We start from the raw sequence: 18,895 nt of genomic DNA on the forward strand, positions 1-18,895 counted from the left end.
CCCATGCCGAACCGGCATACTGCGGGGATGGAGATCAAGCGTTGTCGCTACTTCCTCGCGGTCGTCCAGGACGGCACCGTCACCGGGGCGGCGAAACAGCTCCACGTCGCACAGCCGGCGCTCTCCCGGCAACTGCGCTACCTGGAGAACGAGTTGGGACTGGTCCTGTTCGACCGAACCGGTCCGCGGTTCCGGCTGACCAGCGCGGGCCGGCAGTTCGTCACGGCCGCCGAGGATCTGGTCTCCCGAGCCGACCGGATCGAAGCCGCGGCACGGTACATGGCAGGCGGTGGGCTGTCCCGTGTGGTGGTGGCCGCGGCCCAGACCACGATCAACGAGGTGGTCGCGCCGTTCGTCGCGACGCTGGGCCCCGACGATCCCTTCGTCTCGGTGCGCGAGGTAACCGCGGACCGGATCTGCACCACGGTGAGCAAAGACGCCGACCTCGGCCTCGCCGCGGGGCCGGCCGACGACCCGACACTGGCATGGCGTCCACTGACGGACGTACCCCTGCGCGCCTACGTCGCCCCCACCCACCGGTGGGCCACCCAGGGGCGGCGCAGCATCACGATCGCCGAGCTGGTCACCGAACACCTGCTGCTGCTGACCCGGGAGCACCCGGCGCGAGCCGTCCTCGACCAGGCGGTGTCCAAGGCCGGCCTGACCTACGCCCAGGTGACGGAAAGCAGCAACGCCCTGATGTGCGAGGCGCTCGCGGCAAGCGATTTCGGCGTCGGCGTCACCACCGACCTGCCCCGGTTCGGCGGCTGTCCCCTGCTGATCGACACCGTCGACCGGACCACCCTGAGCCTTCAACTGCACGTCTGCTGGAGTCCGCAGCACTACGGGGTGGAGGCACTCACCGCCGTCGTGGACCGCCTCGCCGAATTCGCCGCGACGTACGTCCACGACACCGCATGGCGTACCGGCACCGGTCACCCCACCACCGCCGGTGCGCCTCCGCAGATACAGCGGACGGCGAAGGGGACGCAGCCGAACCGGACGGACTGAACCCAGTGGACTGGTGGGTACGGGGAGAGGAGGCGATGGCCTTCAGCCGCGCAAATAGCGGGTCACCATGGCCACGAGTTCGTTCTCCAGCCTGGTGGTGTCGAACGGGTCGGGCTCCGCGACGAGCGGGTGCACGATGAATTCGATCGCCGCGACGGCGAGCCGTGCCGCCGCCGCCGTGTCGGCCACCCTGACTTCCGGATGGCGCTCGAAGAGTTCCTGGACGTACTCGACGTCCGCCTCATGGTGCCGGGCGACCTTCTCCAGCAGGCCGGCAGACAGCGGTGGTTGTTCCATCATGACGCGCAGCAGGTGCGGATCCCCGAGGTGGTTCTCGATCGACGTCCGCACGAACAAGCGGATGATCTCTTCCAACGACTCCGGCAGCGCGCCGCTGCGGCGGCGGCTCATGGCCGCGGCTCCGGCGTCGAGGTGCCGGGTCACCAGTTCGGCCAGGATCGCGTCCTTGTTCGGGTAGTACTGGTACAGCGAACCGATCGAGACCCGGGCCCGTTCAGCGATCCGGTTGGTGGTGCCCGCGGCGTAGCCCTGCTCGGCGAAAACGTGAGCAGCCGCAGTGAGGATGCGCTGCCGGGTGAGCTCCGCGCGGGCCTGGCGTGGCTCCTTACGTGGCTGAAGCCGTCGTTTCTCCGACGTCATGGAACCCCCTTCGAAGCGCCGCCAAAGCGAGTAGCGCATGAACTGAATAATTGCTCATAATTGTGCCATGACCTGCTGTTGAGCAGAGTTTCCCCACCGCGCTGACTGTGCGTCCCCGCGCACCTCACCCAGACGGAACCGGAAGACGAAACCGAAAGGAGTCTGTTATGACGCATACCCGCGTCCGGCCGCGCCGGGTGGCACCGGCCGAGGTCCGTGCCCGGCTGGGCGAGCCCGAGGCAATGCTGAAGGAGAAGAAGCAGAACCACATCGACGAGTTCTCCCGCCGCTTCATCGCGCATTCCCCCTTCCTGGCGCTGGCCACCTCCAGCGCGGACGGACACCTGGACTGCTCACCCCGGGGCGACTACCCGGGCTTCGTGAAGGTGCTCGACGAGCACACGCTCGCGATTCCCGACCGGCCCGGCAACAAGATCGCCGATTCCTTCACCAACCTCGCCGAACACGACGGGGTCGGGCTGCTCTTCCTGATCCCCGGCGCCCGGGAAACGTTGCGGGTCAACGGGCGCGGCTATCCCACCGACGAGCCCGATGTGCTCGCCCGGATGCAGACCGAGGCGCGCGAACCTGTCCTGGCCATCGTTGTCGAGGTGGCGGAGGCGTACTTCCACTGTGGTCGGGCGCTGATCCGGTCCCGTCTGTGGGATCCCTCAAGCCAGGCGCTGGCCGACGAGCTTCCGTCGGTGGGTGAGGTCGCGGCTGCCCAGTTCGGCGTTGACATCGATCCTGCGATGCTCGAAGCGGGGCTCGAAGCCGGCTACCGCGAGCTGTACTGACGGGGGGGGATTTCCATGCAGCAGACGGTTATCGACCGGATCGAAGAGATCGCCGAAGACGTGGTCTCGGTGGCCCTGCGCGGTGCCGGGGGGCCGCTGGCGCCGTGGCGGCCGGGAGCGCATATCGACCTCACCCTGCCGAACTGGCTGACGCGGCAGTACTCGTTGTGCGGTGACCCCGCGGAGCGCGGGTGGTATCGCATCGCGGTCCGCTTCGAACGGCTCAGCCGGGGCGGCTCGGAGTACGTGCACCGCTTCCTGAAGCCTGGTCGGACACTCGAAATCTCCTTGCCACGCAACCACTTCCCGCTGGAACCCGCGCCGGAGTATCTCTTCGTGGCCGGCGGGATCGGCATCACGCCCATCCGGCCGATGCTGCGTTCGGCGATCGAAGGGGGCGCTCAGGCGAAACTGGTGTACGTGGGCCGATCGCGCGCCTCCATGCCTTTCGCCGACGAGCTGCGCACCGCATACGGAGACAGGGTGGCCATCGTCGCGACCGAAGAACAGGGCAGGCCTGACTTCGCAGCAATGGCAGCCGGTTCGGGCTCCCGTGCACTGGTCTACTGCTGTGGGCCCGCGCCGATGCTCGCCGCGGTCGAGGCGGCGTTTCCCGTCGGACGGCTGCGTGCCGAGAGGTTCCGGCCCACTGCGCGGAAGTTCGCATCGGACACAGGGTTCGATGTGGTGTGCGCCCGAAGTGGACGGACGATCCAGGTCGATGCCGGGAAGTCGTTGCTGGACGCCCTGAGCCACGCCGGGCGGCCGGTCCCGTCAGGCTGCCGCGAAGGTGTGTGCGGCAGCTGCGAACTCACGGTCCTGGAAGGGGAGCCCGAACACCGCGACGACATCGGGGCACCCGAGGGCCGGATGTACCCGTGCGTGTCCCGCGCACTCTCGCCACGCCTGGTTCTGGACCTGTAGGGCGAGCGGGAATAGTGCCTCACGGCGAGACACGAGGGCCTTCCGCTCAAGGGCTTAAGAGGGCTCGCTCAGAGATCGCGATCGAGCCGGATCCGGAACTGGGCTAGAAAGGACGGTATGGAACTCACCCAGATACGCCTGCTGGTATCCGACTTCCCCGCCGTCTACCGCTTCTACCGGGACGTGCTCGGGCTCAAGCCGCAGTTCGAGGCGGAGAGCGGCCCGTACGCGAAGCTCAGTCCCGACACCGGACACTCCGCGATTGCGCTCCAGGACCGGGCGCAGATGGCCGATGTGCTGGGGCGGTTGGGGGCGGAGCCGGAGGGATATCGTGCGCTGGTGGTGCTCCGGGTGGAGGACTTGGACGCCGCCCACGCCGAACTCACCTCGCGGGGAGCGGAGTTCACCAGGGACCCGGGACCGATGGGGGACCGGATGCGGGTCGCGTACCTGGAGGATCCGGAAGGGAATCTGATTGAGCTTCAGGAATGGCTGGCACTGCGTGAGCAGGTGGCAGCAACGCCGGCGTAGAAGCTGCAGCGGAGGGCCCGTCCGCGACCGAGCCCCGTCGCGGAACCAGCTGGCCGGCGTGCGGTCGTCGGGCCTTCTGTGTTCGGTCGGCGGCCGGTAAGTCCGTCCGGGTCAGCGGCTCTTGCGTACCCGGGCCGCTGCTCGTGCTTCCGCCGTCTTGCGGGCGTCGGCCGTTCTGCGGGACTCCTTGGGGCGGCCCGGACGAGTACCCATGCCACGGAAGGGGGCGTTGCCGCTGCTCTTCTCTTCGATCGGCGGGCGCTTCGCCCCGGTGATGGCGGTCAGCCTCTCCTCGCCGGAGCGCACCTGGGTGACAGTCGGCCGGATCCGGGCGTCGGTCATGATCTGGTTCACGTCTCGCCGTTGGTTCGGGGTGACCAGCGTGACCACGATCCCGGATTCCCCGGCGCGAGCCGTACGCCCACCACGGTGCAGGTAGTCCTTCGCGTCGGCGGGCGGGTCGACGTTGACGACGAGGTCGAGCGCCTCGATGTGAATGCCTCGCGCCGCGACATTGGTGGCCACCAGCACGGTGATCTCGCCGTCCTTGAACTGCGCGAGCGTGTGTGTGCGCTGGGGCTGCGACTTCCCGCTGTGCAGGGCGGCAGCCCGTACGCCGCTGGCCCGCAGGTGCCGGGTGAACTGGTCCACGCCGGCCTTGGTGTCCAGGAACATCAGGACCTGGCCGTCCCGCGCGGCGATTTCGGTCGCGGTCGCGTACTTGTCGGCGGGATGGACGTTCAGCACATGGTGTTCCATCGTGGTGACCGAGCCCGCCACACGGTCGAGCGAGGCTACTACCGGCTCATGCAGATAGTCCTGCACCAACCGGTCGACATTGCGGTCGAGCGTGGCCGAGAACAGCAGCCGCTGTCCGTCGGGGCGGACCTGGTCGAGGATTTCCGAGACCTGCGGCAGGAACCCCAGGTCGCACATCTGGTCCGCCTCGTCCAGCACCGTGATCCGCACCTGCTGCAGATCACAGGACCGGCGCGATACGAGGTCGGCGAGCCGCCCCGGCGTCGCGACGACCACTTCGGCGCCGGTCCGCAGCAGCGCCGCCTGCCGGTTGATCGCCAGCCCGCCCACCACCGTCGCCAGCCGTACGTTCAGCGCCTGCGCATATGGCCTCAGCGCGTCGCTCACCTGCTGCGCGAGCTCCCGGGTCGGCACCAGGACCAGTGCGAGCGGCTGCTTCGACTCCGCTCGCATACCTGCCGTCCGCGCCAGCAGCGCAAGCCCGAAGGCAAGCGTCTTGCCGGAGCCGGTCCGGGCGCGGCCGAGGACATCACGGCCGGCCAGCGCATTGGGCAGGGTCGCCGCCTGGATCGGGAAGGGCTCTGTCACGCCGAGGCCGGTCATCGCCGCCGTCAGCTCCGGCGGCAGCCCGAGTGCGTCGAAGGACTCGACCGGCGGTAGGCCACGGGCAGCCGTCTGCGGCGTTGTGAGGTCGCCCTTCGGGGACGGCGGCTTCGCGTTCATGGGGGAACCTTCCTCGGTCTGGCGCCCGGAACGCGCCGGGGCCCGCACCCCTCGGTACGGGCCCCAACGGTTGTGAAGCGTGCCCCCAGTTTATCAGCGGAGGCCCCGGCACATTCCGGTCCGTCGGCACGCCCGCTGTCGAAGCTGTCGAATGGGCAGTCGGTCTCCTGCTCGACGTAGATGATGGGCCTGCCGAGTGTGGCGACGGCACGGTGCTCGACGTCCGCCCCTCGCACTCTCCGCTGGAACAGCACCTACCGGCAGTGCATCCAGAGAGAAACGCTGACACGAGCGCGGAACGCTCAACTACCCCTGGCCGGTGCCGTCGCCCGCACCCGGTCCGGAACACTCTCCATGACCCAAGGTCCAAAAGCCGGCCTTCGCCAGGATCCACTCCTCCAACGGCGGACCGTCGTAGGTTTCCCGGTCCACGAAAGCGAAACACACCCGAACGTGCTCGGCAGGGGCTGTTTCGAGGTCGAGCTGGCCGAAGTCGTACTCCCTGCTCTTCCCGTGGCAGCACATGCTGTGCATGGCGGAGACCAGTGCTGACTCGGTGACGTGCGAGCCGAATCGGCGCAACTGTCCATACCCGGGGCCGGGCAACGTCACCTCGTCCGACGCCAGAGACAGAGTCAACGATCGAAGTGTGCGGCACTCACAGACGAGCAACTCAACCGATCCCACCCCGAAGCGGCGTGGCCACCGGCGCCTCTGGCTGACCGGCCCGAGGTCCTCCGGCTCCCCGTATTCAGCGGCGATGTCGGCCAGTCGGGCCTCGGGCCGTAGCACTCCCAGTGCCCCAACCGCCGCCAGTTGTGCCAACTCCTCTGTCAATGTCACGGCGAGATCATGTCACTACCGGCCAACGGACTGAGGTTCACCTTGGCGCTCCTCGCGCAGCACTGTCCCGTCGGCATAGTCGCTGATCACCGACTTTCGTCGGTGCACCTCAGTGCTGTCCGGTAAGGCGAGCCGTCAGGCGGGACAGCAGGGCGACGGACTCGCTGAGCCGCAGCTTTTCGTCGGGGTCGAAGGTCTCGCGGATGGCGGCGCCCAGGGCACCCGCGCGGAGAGTGCGTTCCCGCTGGAGTCGGGAGCGGCCGGCGTCGGTGAGGTGCAGCAGGAGCTTCCGGCCGTCGTCGGGGTGCTGCTCGACGTGGACCAAGCCGCCGGCGGAGAGTTCTTTGACCGACTTGGCGGCCGACTGGTGTGTGACGCCGCGCAGGCGGGCCAGGTCGGCCGTGGTCAAGGGGCCGCCGCGGTCGAGGAATCCGAGAATGGCGGCCTCGCCGGGAGGCATGGTGTCCACGGCTCGTACCGCCCGGACCAGCTCACCGAGTGACCGCCGCAACTCCTCGGCCAGCGCGTCTTCGTCCATGGGGTCATCTTAGCCGAAGCTTCGGAACTCAGTTGTACAGTCTGGTTGTACAGTTTGGTTGTGTAAATGGTTGCGGCGAAGGTGGAAGGACATAGCGATCATGGAACTCACCAAGTTCGGTCATGCGTGTGTGCGGCTGGAGAAGGACGGGCGCCGCCTGGTCATCGACCCGGGCGGTCTGACCGACCCCGGGGCGCTGGAAGGCGCCGACGCCGTGCTCGTGACGCACGAGCACTTCGACCACTTCTCGGAGGACGTGCTGCGCCGGGCGGCCGCGGCCCGTCCGGATCTGCGTATCTGGACCAACTCCTCCGTCGCGAAGCGGCTGGACGGCATCGGCACGCAGGTCACCGCCACCGGGGACGGGGACGCCTTCAGCGTCGCGGGCTTCGACATCCGGGTTCACGGCGCCTGGCACGCGGTCATCCACCCGGATGTCCCGCGCATTCCCAACATCGGATTCCTGGTGGACGAGGCCCTGTTCCACCCCGGCGACGCCCTGACCGTCCCCGGTACTCCGGTCGGCACGCTACTACTGCCGGTGCACGCTCCCTGGTCCACTGTCGGCGATCTGATCGACTATCTGCGCGAGGTCGCTCCCCGCGATGCTTACGCCGTGCATGACGGCGCCCTCAACGACGTCGGCACCGCGATGGTCGAGGGCTTCCTCGGCGAGCGCGGCCCCGGAGTCCCGGCCCGCTACCGCCGATTGGCCCCGGGCACGAGCGTCCGGCTTGGGTGAGGCAGGCCGGTTCCGCCGGCGATGGCGGCGCGTTCCTCAACGGTCCGTTCCCCCCCCGGCCGTTCCGTCGGCTTACAAGCCCGGCCGTGAGGCCCGCGGGTGGTGGGGGCGGAGTTCGCGGAAGAACGCAGTGATGTCGTCGGCGAGCAGGGCGGGTTCCTCGTGGGCTGCGAAGTGTCCGCCGCGGGGCATGTGCGTGTAACGCGTGAGGTGGTAGGTGCGCTCGGCCCAGCTTCGTGGCGGTTGAGCGAGGTCCGCGGGGAACAGCGCGAGGGCGGTCGGGATCTCCACCCGCCGAACCCGTCGGGTCAGGTGGTGCGCGTATTCGTAGTACGGCCGGAAGGATGTGGAGATCGTGCCGGTGAACCAGTAGAGAGACGCCTGGGTGAGGAGGAAGTCGTCGCTGAATCGTGTGGACAGGTCGCCTCCGCAGTCGCTCCACGCCCGGTACTTCTCCAGGATCCAGGAGAGCAGTCCGGCGGGGGAGTCGCTCAGGGCCGGGGCGAGGGTGAGGGGGCGGGTGTTCTGCTGGTACATGTAGCCGCCCTCCTCCGCCTGCCAAGCCGCGGTGGAGGCGAGGTGCTTCTCCTCCTCGGGTGTCAACGAGGCCGGGTCGTGGTCGGCCGGGGCCGCGGCGGCGAGCAGGTGGATGCCCACGACGGACTCGGGGTGCGCTTCGGCGAGCCGTGAGGTGATGCCGGCGCCGAGATCTCCGCCGTGGGCCGCGTAGCGGTGGAAGCCGAGGTGGCCACGCATGAGCCGGTGCCAGAGCTCGTGGGTCTGCTCGGCACCGGTGAGGGCGGGCCGCTGGGGGGAGAAGGCGAAGCCGGGCAGTGAGGGGACGATGACGGTGAAGGCGTCCCGGGCGTCGCCGCCGTGGCGGGAGGGGGCGGCCAGCCGTTCGGCGAGGGTCGTGAGTTCCAGGACGGTGCTCGGCCAGCCGTGGGTGAGCACGATCGGCAGGGCGTCCGGGTGCTCGGCGTCGTAACGGAGGTAGTGCACCGGTGTGCCGTCGATGTCGGCGAAGTGGGAGGGCAGGGCGTTGACGGCGGCTTCGTGGGTTCGCCAGGTGTAGTCGGTGGCCCAGAGCGTGACGAGGCGGCGGAGTTCGGCGGCGTCGGTACCCGCCTCCCAGCTGTCGACCGGCCAGGGCTCGGGCCACCGGGTGGCGCGCAGCCGGGCGCGGAGGTCCTCCAGGTCGGCGTCACTGACCTCGATGACCGGGGCGGCAATCGGCACGGCGTTCTCCTTGGTTTCTGTGCTCAGGGTGCGGGCGTGGCAGGGGCGGCGTCGGCCGCCTCCTCGCGCGTGGCCTGTGGAGTGGTGCGTACGGTGTTGGCGAGGCACGTATCCGATCCGGCGGCCGGGCCGAGCACCTGCACGATGGCTGCCCGGGTCTCCTCGTGCGGTTCCCGGTCCGTGGAGAGCAGCGCGTGCATGATCATTCCTTCCAGCAGGGCGTCGAGACGGGCGGCGCCCTCCGGCCCGGTGAAGCGGGCCAGCACCGCCCGGCTGGATCTGGTCCACTGCTGGGTCAGCGCGCGCAGTGCGGGATCGCGCAACGCGGCCAGGTGCAGTTCGAAGCCGAGGACCGAGCTGCGGTGCCGGGACGGCCCTCCCCGGACCAGCTCCACCAGGACGTCGATCAGGTCCTCGCGCGAGGTCACCTCGGCGAAGAGTGCCTCGTACCCGGCGGTCTGTTGCTCGACGTACCTGCCGAACGCCTGCGTGCACAGTTCGGTCAGGCTCGCGAAGTGGTAGGTGACGGAGCCCAGCGGCACGTCCGCACCGGCGGCGACCTTGCGGTGGGTGATCCCGGCGACCCCGTCCTCGACGAGCACCGTCAGCGCGGCATCGAGCACGCGCTCCCTGCGTCGCGGATCGTGTCGGCGTGTGCGTCGCCCCGCGCCGCCCGCTGGTGGTTGCTCTGCGGGTACTTCCTTCTCCGGCATAAGAACAAAAGTACACTACGTAAGGAACGGATGTTCTTATCCCGTTTCTGGCCTGCGGGCGGCCCGCCCCTCGCCTCGGTACGGCTTCGTCGTGGCTGGGACGCCCGGCTCCCCGTAGGTTGCCGCGCCGTAGCGCCCGGCGAACGGGTGGAGCGGGCGGGACCCGGCGTGTGCGCGGCCGGACGGGGTAGGCGGCTCTCCAGCGAACAGGGATGCGCCACAGACCGAAAGCAGGAGGACCATGGGAGTTCCGAAAACGACTGTGCTTGTACTCGACTGTTCGGAGCAGGCAGAACTGGCCGATTTCTACGCCCAGTTGCTCGGAGCGGAAGCACGTATGGGGGCCGACCCCGACGTCATGGAGGTCATCGGGAACGACGGCGTCCATCTGGCGGTCCGCAAGGACCACGGTTACGCTCCGCCGAGCTGGCCGCGGCCCGATGACGCCTCCCAGGCGCACCTTCGCATCCTGGTGTCCCAGGGCGATATGGACGAGGCCGAACGTGAGGCGATCGGCCTCGGTGCGCGGCCCCTCGACACCAAGAACAACGGCGGCCGACACGACGTCCGCATGTACTCCGATCCCGCCGGGCACTCGTTCGCACTTGTGGTCTCCGCTCCGGTTCGGTGAGCATCCCCTGTTGCTACGTCGGCCGCGGCGTGAGCGGCTCGATGATCGGCGCACCGTCCTTGTCGGTCATGAAGTCGCGGTGGACCGGCTTCTTGTCCGTCGGCTCGGGCAGGTTCGGGCACGCGATGCCGTCGCCGTCCCGGTCGAGCGCGTTCGGGTCGAGTGCGTCCGCTCGCAACACCGCTTGCGCGTCGGCCTGGGTCTTGAACGCGTCGCAGTCGACCACGTGCCCCTTGTGCACATACGGAGCGACGTCGAACGCATGCTTCGGGGGTCCGTTGTCACCGCACGCGGTCAGCGTGATCGCCGCGATCACGCTGACCGCCACGATGGAGGTACGACGCCCCGGTCGTAGCCGGCGGTCCGGGCCCTGGTGGATGGTGCGTGGCTGGTCTGCCATGGTTCTAGGCCGATCCTGTCCGAAACACCGCGACTGTTCCGTTCGCCGGATCGACCGCATACACCTTCCCCGTGGTGTTGTTCGTGGCCAACGCCCCGAAGTTCCTGCCCTTGCCGAGCGGAGCCTGACCCAGCAGCGTGCCGCCGTCGGCCACCCCGAGGCCGCCCGGCGCTGTACTGTTTTGCTGTGCGACGAAGATCCTGTTGAAGTCTCTCAGCACGGTGAGCTTGTGTCCTTGGTTCCCGAAGGCACCTGACACTCCGCAGACTGGTGCCTGCCCCGTGACCTTCGTCCCGACGATTCGGTCGATGCGGCCCCCAAGTCCGCCGCAGTTCGTGCCACCGCTCAAGTAGACGTAAGCCGACCCTGCCGCGGGGTTGTACACCACGGATTGGGGAGTGTAGGGCGTCCCCACCGGGTCGTCGATCGCTGTTGAACTGCCGTCGCTGGGGTTGATGGCGATCGTTGTCGCGACGATACTCAACCCGCCCGAGGGACTCGGAACGCATCTCCTGGCAAGGAGGTAGACCCGGTTGCGGCCGGGATCGACAGCGGTCATGCCACGAACGGAGTTTGTAACAAGGACGTTCCCGGCGTTGGTGCCGCAGAATTGCGTCGTCGTCTCGAACTGCGCTGCCATCCTGGCATCGTGGGTCTGCGACGAGATGGCGAAGAGGCCGATGCTGCCAGCGAGGCTCGTGCCGCTGCCGACAGCCGCCTTTGCGAGATACACCGCGTGGCGCTCGGAGTCAAAGGAAAAGTCCATGCTGCTGTTTGCGCCCACGACTCCCGCAGCGGGCAGTGGGATCCCCGTCGCCGACGAGCTGCCGGACGCGATGTAGGCGACCGCCGAGGTGCTTGCGGCACCGCCGCCGACATAGACATCGCCGTTCTCGGGCGAGACGGCCAGGCCAATGACGGTCGTCGTATAGCCGTTGACGTGGGTCACTTGATTGGCGTTCTTCGTGTCGATGATCGCGACGCCGCCCGTACCCCCGACGTAGACCCGGCCCGTGCCGGAGTCGACCGCGATGCGGGTTGGGCTCGAAACAGCCTTGGAAACATCAATCGGTTCACCGATCGCGGCGTCGGTCTTGCCGTCGATCACGGTCACGTCGTTGCTGCCTTGAGCCACGACGTACACGCGATTGGCCTTCTCGTCGACGGTGAGGTCGGTCGGATTCGTGCCCGCCTTGATGGCGTCCGCCCCGCCCTCCGTCGGTGCGGAGACATCATTCAGCGCGAACGACGATTTTTCGCCTCGACCGCACTTGTTCTCCTCACCGACCACCACCATGTTGTAGCCGGGAACACCGGAGAGCAGCCCGTCATCTTTCAGATCATCGGCTGTCCCGTAGTGTCCGTACTTCGCGCAGTAGGACTCTTCCGCTGTGCGCAGCGTGGTCGCCTCCGCGGAGACCGCGCTCTTGTGGCCCTTGTCGCCGATGCCCCTGACGGAGAACACCACGATGGCGGCGAGAACGCCGAGGATCACGATGACCACGAGCAACTCGATGAGTGTGAAGCCGTCCTGGCTTCTGGCGCGCAATGAGAACCGGCGATGGTCCGATGTCATGGCAGTCGGGGCTTCCTTCAATCGATGGGTCACGTCCAGCCCGAGCACACGCGCGAGCCCTTGCCGCGTCACGGTGTTCCCCGTCGCACGGGCTTGACGTCCTTGGGTCCCGGCAGGTCCCGGCAGGCGATGCCCTTGCCGTCGCCGTCAAGGTGATTCGGGTCGGCCGGTGCGAAACGCAGGACGGCCTGCGCGTCCGCTTGGCTGGCGAAGTCCGAGCAGTCGTAGGCGTCATCGCCGTAGCGCAGGAAGTAGCGGGCGTCGAAGGGCCGCTTCCGCTGCGGGCAGAGCGCGCTGCGAGTGTCGCCAGGACGGCACGCGAAGTGCTGTGCGATGCGAGGAACCGGTTTGGTGTCGCGCGGTTCGGGCAGTCCACGGCACGCGACGCCGCCTCCGTCATCGAGGTGATTCGGATCGCTCGGGTTGGCCCGCAGCACCGCCTGGGCATCCGCCTGACTGGCGAAACTGATGCACGCGAAGGCGTTGCCGTGGATGGCGTATTCCTTGGGGGCGAACACCTTGCTGTGCGGGCAGAGCGCGCTGCGCTGGGTGCCCGGCGTGCACCACTCGGGGTCGGGTTTCTGGGCTGAGGCGGTCCCGTCCGACCCACCGCGCACAAACGCCACAACGACGAGCGCTACCGCAACCACCGCGAGACCCAGCCCGCCCCACCTGATCGTGCGCGAGCGCGAAAGTCTGCTCAACAGTGCCATTAGACGCCTCTGCCCATCGTGCCGCCAGCCCCTCCCATGCGTCCTGCGGCGGGCCGACGGCACGCGGCCGCCGGCCCGCCGCAGGCTGGATAGGTGCATTACATACACAGCGGACCTGGTTGTCAATCATTGACTACTGGGTCGTCAGGTGAGCACCATCTAGGCGTGTGAGGCACCGTCATGTCGGGGAACCACGCAGATGCCCAGGAGTTCTCGGACATCTGCCCACTCCTGCCAGGAGGGTGCCCGTGCGGCAGTCGCCGCCAACCGGATCAACGAGGAGTAGCAGATGCAACTAAGACCCAGACACACTCGGAGTGGCCCGAACTCCGGCTTCACCGCGATGCGGCGGGTACGGAACGCTTTCGCTGTGGGTGCCCTCGCGACAGCCCTCATCGGCGCCACGGCACCAACCGTGTTCGCCTCGACGGATTCGCAAGTCGGTATCGCGAACAACATGTACCCCGCAGTGACGGACATGAAGAGTGCGATCGAGTCGGGTGGGTCGTTCACGGCGTTCACGGCGAATGGTGCATCGCAGGTCGGCGGGTTCTGGAACAAGCCGACGATCGATACGTCGACGATGCGGGGGATCACGTCGGGCAGCCTGCGTCAGCAGCTGAAGAGCGCCGGCCCCTACACCACGTGCGATCCGTCGTCGTCGAACAACTGCGTCAATGGGCCTTTGCACATTGACGCGTTCCTGTCGGCGGACGAAACCAACGCGGACGCGGTGATCCCGACCGCGGATGGTGGGACGTGCACGGCGAGCGGGAGCGTCGAGTGCAACGGCACGATCTCAAGCAAGCATGCTGTGGCCATCGGGCACCTGGCGATCTACAGCTGCAGCGGCAGCTGGGCGGGCTCGACTCACGGTGATGACCCGTCCAACGCCGGGACTCCGCCGCTGGCGTCCGGCGCGGACGCCAATGGCAGCGGTAACGGCAAGGCCCAGTCGCCCCGGTGTGACGCATCGCCGGTCTCCGGCGGCGCGCCCACGACGATACCGGGGGTGGTGAGCTGGCTCGCGACGAGTGGGCACCGGATCGCGGTCGCCGACCCGGCTTCCGCGCCGTTCGGTGCGGCGTCCAAGCAGGCGTTGATCCAGAACGGGTTCTCGTGGGTCACCAGCGGGGCGGGTCAGAACGTGTTCACCGGAAGCGCGTGCGACAGCGCGGGTACGGCGTGCAAGGTGCGTCTGGAATCAGGGATCAGCCAGGTACGTGGCGCGGTGACGGCCAACGCCGGGGGAAACACCCAGCTGGGTCTTGTCGCGAAGTCGAACGTCATGCACGTGAGCTGGACGTCGAGTTCGCTGAACGGCACCACGGGTAATGACCCCAACACGTGGACCGATGTCGATCCGAGCGCGTACTCCGTCTACGGAAACATCGAGCAGTACGGCGTCGCCCTGAACGGCGGCAACGCGGGCGCAGCGGCCGCTTGGGACAACCTGTTCAACGCCACGTGGGACAGCAACACCGACATCCAGACGACCCTCGCCGCCTACGGCTACTAGGCAGTCCGGAGCACTGGGCAACGGACCGTCGGCCAGGCGCGAACATCGCCCGCCGACGCTCCCGGCTCGCTGATCCCCGTCGGCGGTCCCCCTGCCGATCGGCGGCAGGATCGCCGACGTGCGCATCCCGCGGCGACGTCGACCCCCGGTTCATCCCCTGTTCAGAAGATCCGCTTGCTCGCGCACGGCGCGAAGGCTGGCTCGGCGATTGCGATGGTGATCGCCGAGCCGTCTCGCCGGTCCGTCCACGCGCAGCGGTGACGTGGACACCTGGGCGAGGATGCCACGAGCGCGACGTCAGCCGGTCTTGACCGTCGGCTGCGCCGAGTCGACGTCGACGGCGTCGAGGAACCGGCGCGCGGCGCGGACGTGTTCCAGCCGCCAGGCATAGATCGCACGGACGAGGTAGTCGCCGGCGTGCTCCTTGGCGCGCAGCGACTCCTCGATCTCGTCGATGACGTCCCGTTGGCGCTCGACCAGGCGAGCCGGGCTGCTGGCGCGACGCTGGAGCAGCAGAAGCTTGCTCGTGAGCTCGGCGCGGATGTCGAACAGTTTGACCACGGGTTCGCTGAGCCACCGGCTGACCGCCATCTTCGCCGAGCGGGTGGTGGCGTAGATCATGCGCTGCGGTCCGCGATCGCTTTCCTCGGTGCCGACCGGCGTGATCAGTCCGCGCTCGACCAGTCGCGTGATCGACCGGTAGACCATGGGTCTTGAGATGTACCAGAACTCACCGATTTCCGCGCCCTCCGCGGTGAGGGCTGCGATGGCGAAGCCGTGGCTGGGCCGTTCAGCCATGAGTGCGAGCACGATCCACTCGGCGAGTGGCAGATCAGGTTGTCCCATGGGCACCAGGGTATGCGGTCGCCGACGGTGTTCGCTGCGGTACCCAGGCAGCTCGGGGCGCTGTAGTCACCCTAAGCGGCGTGCGGGTCCGCCGGTAGCGGCAACCGGCAAACCGGCCCGCGGCTGACGTCCGGCCCGGGTGGTTATGGCCGGTGGCGGACCGTGGGGTGCGGCGCACCCATCGCGTACAGGTCGCTCACCCTCTCGTACCAGTGGACGACAGGGGCGCCGACGAGAATCGCGGCGATGGCGCCGGCGGTGAGGAACACACCGAAGGGGAGGCGGGTATGGCGGGTCGCTCGGCCCGCCGCCATGAGCGCGATACCCACCAGCAACCCGACGACGCTGCCGGCCAGCAGCGCGAAGACGAGATACCACGGACCGAGCCAGCCGAGCCCGGTGCCGAGCAAGCCGGCCAGCCGCACGTCACCGAACCCGAGCCAGGCCGGCCGCACCCAGTGCAGGGCGAAGAAGACAGCGAATGCGCCCACTCCGCATGCCGCGGTCACGCCGAGCCGATGCCACTGGCCGGTGACCGCCGCTGCCGCGAGCAGGCAGGCGGCGGTGAGCCCGAGAGTCGGGTATATCAGCCGCCGAGGGAGCAGGAACTGTTCGGCGTCACAGGCGGCCAGGGCCAACAGCCCTGCGGTGAAGACCAGTTGGGCCGGTAGGACTTCCGACCGGCCGAAGCGCAGCGCCTCGGCGATGAACAGGATCGCGGTAAGCGCTTCGATGAGCGGATAGCGCGCGGGGATCGGAACCCGGCAGGCGCGGCAGCGCCGGCCCAGCAGGAGCCAGGAGAGGACGGGGATGTTGTCCCGGGCCGCGATCGGCGTGGCGCATCGCGGACAGGCGGAGCGGGGCCGCACGACCGAGCGGCCGGCCGGCACCCGGGAGACGGCGACGTTGAGGAACGACCCCACCGCGAGCCCCAGCAGGCCAATAATCATGACAAATGTGTATGGCATGGGCGCAATGGTGCCGTACCGTGCGTGCTGGTCGCTACCGGCACCCAGCGGGTGGTCCGGACCGGGATTCCAGGCCTCTGCGACCCGCCCCGCGACCGACCCCTGCATCCGCAAGGTGGTTCAGGCATAGGGCAGTTCCGGCGAAGCCGCCGGCCACCGGCCGCGGTTCACCAAGTGGCGCTTGCGCTGCCACCCGGCGAAGCACGGCCGGCTGAGGACCTCCGGTCGGCGGCGTCGGCGAGGACTCCCCTGATCAGGAGGCGCAGGGCTTGCCGGGTATCGCCGTGACGGCAAGGTCGGTTTCATTGTTTTTCAGCGTGACTTCGTACCACTGGGAAGCCGTGGACAGGAACCCACCGCTCACCAGAGCGTCCATGCTGCCGTACTTACTGTTGTTGGCGAAGTACGCCTCTTCAGCAGTCTGGACCGTGGACTGGTCGGTCTTGCACGCCGCGCCCTGGCCCTTGTCGTTGATGCCACGGACGGAGAAGACGACGACGGCGGCCAGGATGCCGAGGATCACGATGACCACGAGAAGCTCGATCAGCGTGAAGCCGGCTTCCGCGGTCTCGTTCAGTGCACGCATTCGCTGGCGCAACCTGCCTTGCAGGTATGTGTACATCTTTCTCCCTCTACGGCGACCGGTGCAAGCAAAGCCGGGCGATAGTAACAGCCTGATTAATCAGCGGCAGACTACTTACCGGACAGTGGACTTACAAGGGGCGAATCCGGCGGTAGTCGCAGAGGCGACGCGGATGACAGCGCAGTGGTGTGCTGTAGCATCCGGCTGACTAATCAGCGGCTGACAGTACTGCGGGGCGCACTCGCGGCGCATGCTCGGCCGTTGTTCCGGATGCACGAAAGGGGTGGGTGCCTTGGCGAATCGTCGGCTTCTCCGGCGCCGCGCGGAGACGACAAGCCCTGCGGGCGAGGACGGCACCCTGCCCGATGGGGCGCGCGGCTCGGCGCCGTCTCCGGTCCCGGCGGGCGAACCGGTCGAGGACGCGGCGTCCGGCACGGCTCAGTCGTCGCCCGCAGGGCAGCAGCGGCCCCGCATTGGGGAACTGCTGGTGCAGCGCGGGCTGCTCACCCCGGCGCAGGTGGACGAGGCGCTCCTGCAGCAGTCGACGTCGGGCAAGCGGCTCGGCACGTTGCTGGTCGAACTCGGCATGGTCGACGAGCGGTCATTGATCGAGGCGCTGTCGGTTCAACTCGACGTACCCGTAGCCGACTTGCATCAGAGCGAACCTGATCCCGAGGCGGCCGCCCGGGTGCCGGAGGCGCTGGCACGCTCGTTGGGCGTCGTCGCGGTGCGGCGGGCCGATGGCACGCTGCTGATCGCGGCGGGCGACCCGGGTGACCCGCGCGTGCTCGACGAGGTCAGCCGGGCCGTCGCGCCGGATCGGGTGCAGTTGGCGATCGCGGCTCCCTCGGACATCCGGCGCTCGATCGACAGCACCTACCGGGCGCTGACCGGTGTCAGCAGCCTGGTCGAGGCCTTCGAGGCGACCGAGACCGGCCGCAACGCCAACTCCGGGGCCAGGGTGGTGAGCGAGGACGCGCCGGTCGTGCACCTGGTCAACCTCATGCTGACCCAGGGCCTGCGCGACCGGGCCTCGGACATCCACGTCGAACCGCACGCAGACCGGGTCCGGGTCCGGTACCGCATCGACGGCGCGCTGCATGACGTGCTGAGCCTGCCGGAGAACATGGGCCCGTCCCTGGTCAGCCGGATCAAGATCATGGCCAACATGAACATCGTCGACCGGCGGCGCCCGCAGGACGGGCAGATCGCCACCGAGATCGACGGCAGGTCGGTCGACATCCGGGTCGCGACCACCCCCACCATCTGGGGCGAGAAGGCGGTACTGCGACTGCTCGACAGCAACCGCACACTGCTGCGGCTGGCCGAGCTCGGGATGCCCGCCGCGACCTACGAACGGTTCTCGTCCCTGCTGCGCTCCCCCTACGGCATGGTCGCCTGCGGCGGACCGACCGGCAGCGGCAAGACGACCACCCTGTACGCCACGCTCGGTGAGCTGAACCAGAGCGAGCGCAACATCACCACCATCGAAGACCCGGTGGAGTACGTGGTCCCGTCGGTCAACCAGATCCAGATCAACGACCAGGCGGGTGTCTCGTTCGCGACCGGGCTGCGCTCGATCCTCCGTCAGGACCCCGACGTGATCCTGGTCGGCGAGATCCGGGACGCCGAGACGGCGCGGATCGCGGTCGAGTCCGCTCTCACCGGTCACTTCGTCCTGTCGTCCATCCACGCCGCCGACGCCTGCTCCGCGCTGCACCGGTTCGCCGACATGGGTATCGAACCGTTCCTGATCACCTCCACGGTGGCCGGCGTGGTCAGCCAGCGACTGGTGCGGCGGATCTGCGATCAGTGCCGCGAGCCCTACCAGCCGGGCGTGGACGAACTGGCCTTCTTCGCAAAGGCCGGCGGGTCGACCGACGCCGGGTTCTGGCAGGGCCGGGGCTGCAACTTCTGCTCCCGGACCGGCTACCAGGAGCGGATCGGCGTCTTCGAACTGCTCGTGATGAGCGACGCGGTCAAGCGGCTGCTCGTCGAGCAAGCGCCGGTCGACAGCTTGCGCAGGGCCGCCCGCGAGCAGCACATGGACAGTCTCCTGGACGGAGGCGTCCGTCTGGTGGAGGAGGGGACCACGACCATCGCCGAGATCATGTCCAGCGTGTACGTGGTCTAGGTCCTGTCCGGTCGGCTGGATGCCGAACCCGAACACTGACGACGC

20 protein-coding genes are annotated in these 18,895 nt (G+C 68.4%); 8 read left to right on the forward strand and 12 right to left on the reverse strand.

All coding sequences use genetic code 11. The annotated features are described in order from the left end of the window. Window positions 1–27: 27 nt before the first annotated feature. Window positions 28–1,011, forward strand: coding sequence for a LysR family transcriptional regulator (locus tag OHB13_RS34375; RefSeq protein WP_328379746.1), 984 nt, complete (start codon window positions 28–30; stop codon window positions 1,009–1,011). 42 nt (window positions 1,012–1,053) lie between these two features. On the opposite strand, the gene OHB13_RS34380 is transcribed toward OHB13_RS34375, so the two are convergent. Further along, window positions 1,054–1,671 (reverse strand): TetR/AcrR family transcriptional regulator, encoded by a 618-nt coding sequence (locus OHB13_RS34380; protein ID WP_328379747.1) that lies wholly within the window; start codon window positions 1,669–1,671, stop codon window positions 1,054–1,056. 167 nt (window positions 1,672–1,838) lie between these two features. Here OHB13_RS34380 and OHB13_RS34385 point away from each other — a divergent pair, with 167 nt between their 5' ends. The 3 genes from OHB13_RS34385 to OHB13_RS34395 all read left to right on the forward strand — a co-directional run bounded on the left by OHB13_RS34385 (window position 1,839) and on the right by OHB13_RS34395 (window position 3,923). Then, entirely contained in the window at window positions 1,839–2,468 is a 630-nt protein-coding gene (locus OHB13_RS34385; RefSeq protein WP_266861994.1) for an MSMEG_1061 family FMN-dependent PPOX-type flavoprotein, read from the forward strand. A gap of 15 nt (window positions 2,469–2,483) precedes the next feature. Then, window positions 2,484–3,392 carry a PDR/VanB family oxidoreductase gene (locus tag OHB13_RS34390; protein WP_328379748.1) on the forward strand — a complete coding sequence of 303 codons (909 nt, stop codon included), beginning with the start codon at window positions 2,484–2,486 and terminating at the stop codon, window positions 3,390–3,392. Between the two features lie 117 nt (window positions 3,393–3,509). Next, a complete protein-coding gene (locus OHB13_RS34395; RefSeq protein WP_328379749.1) occupies window positions 3,510–3,923 on the forward strand; it encodes a VOC family protein in 414 nt (137 codons plus the stop codon). 111 nt (window positions 3,924–4,034) lie between these two features. Here the strand turns inward: OHB13_RS34395 and OHB13_RS34400 are convergent, their stop codons facing one another. From OHB13_RS34400 to OHB13_RS34410, 3 genes are all read right to left on the reverse strand, one after another. Continuing rightward, a complete protein-coding gene (locus OHB13_RS34400; protein ID WP_328379750.1) occupies window positions 4,035–5,405 on the reverse strand; it encodes a DEAD/DEAH box helicase in 1,371 nt (456 codons plus the stop codon). Between the two features lie 306 nt (window positions 5,406–5,711). Next, complete coding sequence (locus OHB13_RS34405) at window positions 5,712–6,248, reverse strand: hypothetical protein (RefSeq protein ID WP_328379751.1); 537 nt, start codon at window positions 6,246–6,248, stop codon at window positions 5,712–5,714. A gap of 109 nt (window positions 6,249–6,357) precedes the next feature. After that, window positions 6,358–6,786 (reverse strand): MarR family winged helix-turn-helix transcriptional regulator, encoded by a 429-nt coding sequence (locus tag OHB13_RS34410; RefSeq protein WP_328379752.1) that lies wholly within the window; start codon window positions 6,784–6,786, stop codon window positions 6,358–6,360. 100 nt (window positions 6,787–6,886) lie between these two features. Between OHB13_RS34410 and OHB13_RS34415 the strand changes: the two genes are divergently transcribed. Continuing rightward, the gene (locus OHB13_RS34415) at window positions 6,887–7,528 is read left to right on the forward strand and encodes an MBL fold metallo-hydrolase (protein ID WP_328379753.1); all 642 of its coding nucleotides are present in this window, start codon (window positions 6,887–6,889) and stop codon (window positions 7,526–7,528) included. 72 nt (window positions 7,529–7,600) lie between these two features. Here OHB13_RS34415 and OHB13_RS34420 read toward each other — a convergent pair whose 3' ends face one another. Together OHB13_RS34420 and OHB13_RS34425 are read right to left on the reverse strand one after the other, a co-directional pair. Further along, entirely contained in the window at window positions 7,601–8,767 is a 1,167-nt protein-coding gene (locus OHB13_RS34420; protein WP_328379754.1) for an epoxide hydrolase family protein, read from the reverse strand. Window positions 8,768–8,790: 23 nt separating this feature from the next. Beyond that, window positions 8,791–9,390, reverse strand: coding sequence for a TetR/AcrR family transcriptional regulator (locus OHB13_RS34425; protein ID WP_328379755.1), 600 nt, complete (start codon window positions 9,388–9,390; stop codon window positions 8,791–8,793). A gap of 331 nt (window positions 9,391–9,721) precedes the next feature. Between OHB13_RS34425 and OHB13_RS34430 the strand changes: the two genes are divergently transcribed. Then, a complete protein-coding gene (locus OHB13_RS34430; protein WP_328379756.1) occupies window positions 9,722–10,111 on the forward strand; it encodes a VOC family protein in 390 nt (129 codons plus the stop codon). A 13-nt stretch (window positions 10,112–10,124) separates the two neighbouring features. Here OHB13_RS34430 and OHB13_RS34435 read toward each other — a convergent pair whose 3' ends face one another. The 3 genes from OHB13_RS34435 to OHB13_RS34445 are packed head-to-tail and all read right to left on the reverse strand — an operon-like array spanning window position 10,125 to window position 12,800. Continuing rightward, window positions 10,125–10,511, reverse strand: a complete 387-nt coding sequence (locus OHB13_RS34435; protein WP_328379757.1) for an excalibur calcium-binding domain-containing protein — start codon at window positions 10,509–10,511, stop codon at window positions 10,125–10,127. A 4-nt stretch (window positions 10,512–10,515) separates the two neighbouring features. Beyond that, window positions 10,516–12,135 (reverse strand): prepilin-type N-terminal cleavage/methylation domain-containing protein, encoded by a 1,620-nt coding sequence (locus tag OHB13_RS34440; protein ID WP_328379758.1) that lies wholly within the window; start codon window positions 12,133–12,135, stop codon window positions 10,516–10,518. 20 nt (window positions 12,136–12,155) lie between these two features. Then, window positions 12,156–12,800 carry a hypothetical protein gene (locus OHB13_RS34445; RefSeq protein WP_328379759.1) on the reverse strand — a complete coding sequence of 215 codons (645 nt, stop codon included), beginning with the start codon at window positions 12,798–12,800 and terminating at the stop codon, window positions 12,156–12,158. A 370-nt stretch (window positions 12,801–13,170) separates the two neighbouring features. Between OHB13_RS34445 and OHB13_RS34450 the strand changes: the two genes are divergently transcribed. Next, the gene (locus tag OHB13_RS34450) at window positions 13,171–14,319 is read left to right on the forward strand and encodes a hypothetical protein (protein WP_328379760.1); all 1,149 of its coding nucleotides are present in this window, start codon (window positions 13,171–13,173) and stop codon (window positions 14,317–14,319) included. 297 nt (window positions 14,320–14,616) lie between these two features. Here OHB13_RS34450 and OHB13_RS34455 read toward each other — a convergent pair whose 3' ends face one another. From OHB13_RS34455 to OHB13_RS34465, 3 genes are all read right to left on the reverse strand, one after another. Continuing rightward, a complete protein-coding gene (locus OHB13_RS34455; RefSeq protein WP_328379761.1) occupies window positions 14,617–15,165 on the reverse strand; it encodes a PadR family transcriptional regulator in 549 nt (182 codons plus the stop codon). Window positions 15,166–15,308: 143 nt separating this feature from the next. Then, on the reverse strand, window positions 15,309–16,133 hold the full coding sequence (locus tag OHB13_RS34460) for a prepilin peptidase (RefSeq protein WP_328379762.1): 825 nt from the start codon (window positions 16,131–16,133) through the stop codon (window positions 15,309–15,311). Window positions 16,134–16,386: 253 nt separating this feature from the next. Beyond that, a complete protein-coding gene (locus OHB13_RS34465; protein ID WP_328379763.1) occupies window positions 16,387–16,755 on the reverse strand; it encodes a type IV pilin protein in 369 nt (122 codons plus the stop codon). Between the two features lie 253 nt (window positions 16,756–17,008). Here OHB13_RS34465 and OHB13_RS34470 point away from each other — a divergent pair, with 253 nt between their 5' ends. Next, complete coding sequence (locus tag OHB13_RS34470) at window positions 17,009–18,850, forward strand: GspE/PulE family protein (protein ID WP_328379764.1); 1,842 nt, start codon at window positions 17,009–17,011, stop codon at window positions 18,848–18,850. Window positions 18,851–18,895: the final 45 nt, after the last annotated feature.

The sequence above is a fragment of the Streptomyces sp. NBC_00440 genome (genome assembly GCF_036014215.1).
In the GTDB taxonomy this organism is placed as follows: domain Bacteria; phylum Actinomycetota; class Actinomycetes; order Streptomycetales; family Streptomycetaceae; genus Streptomyces.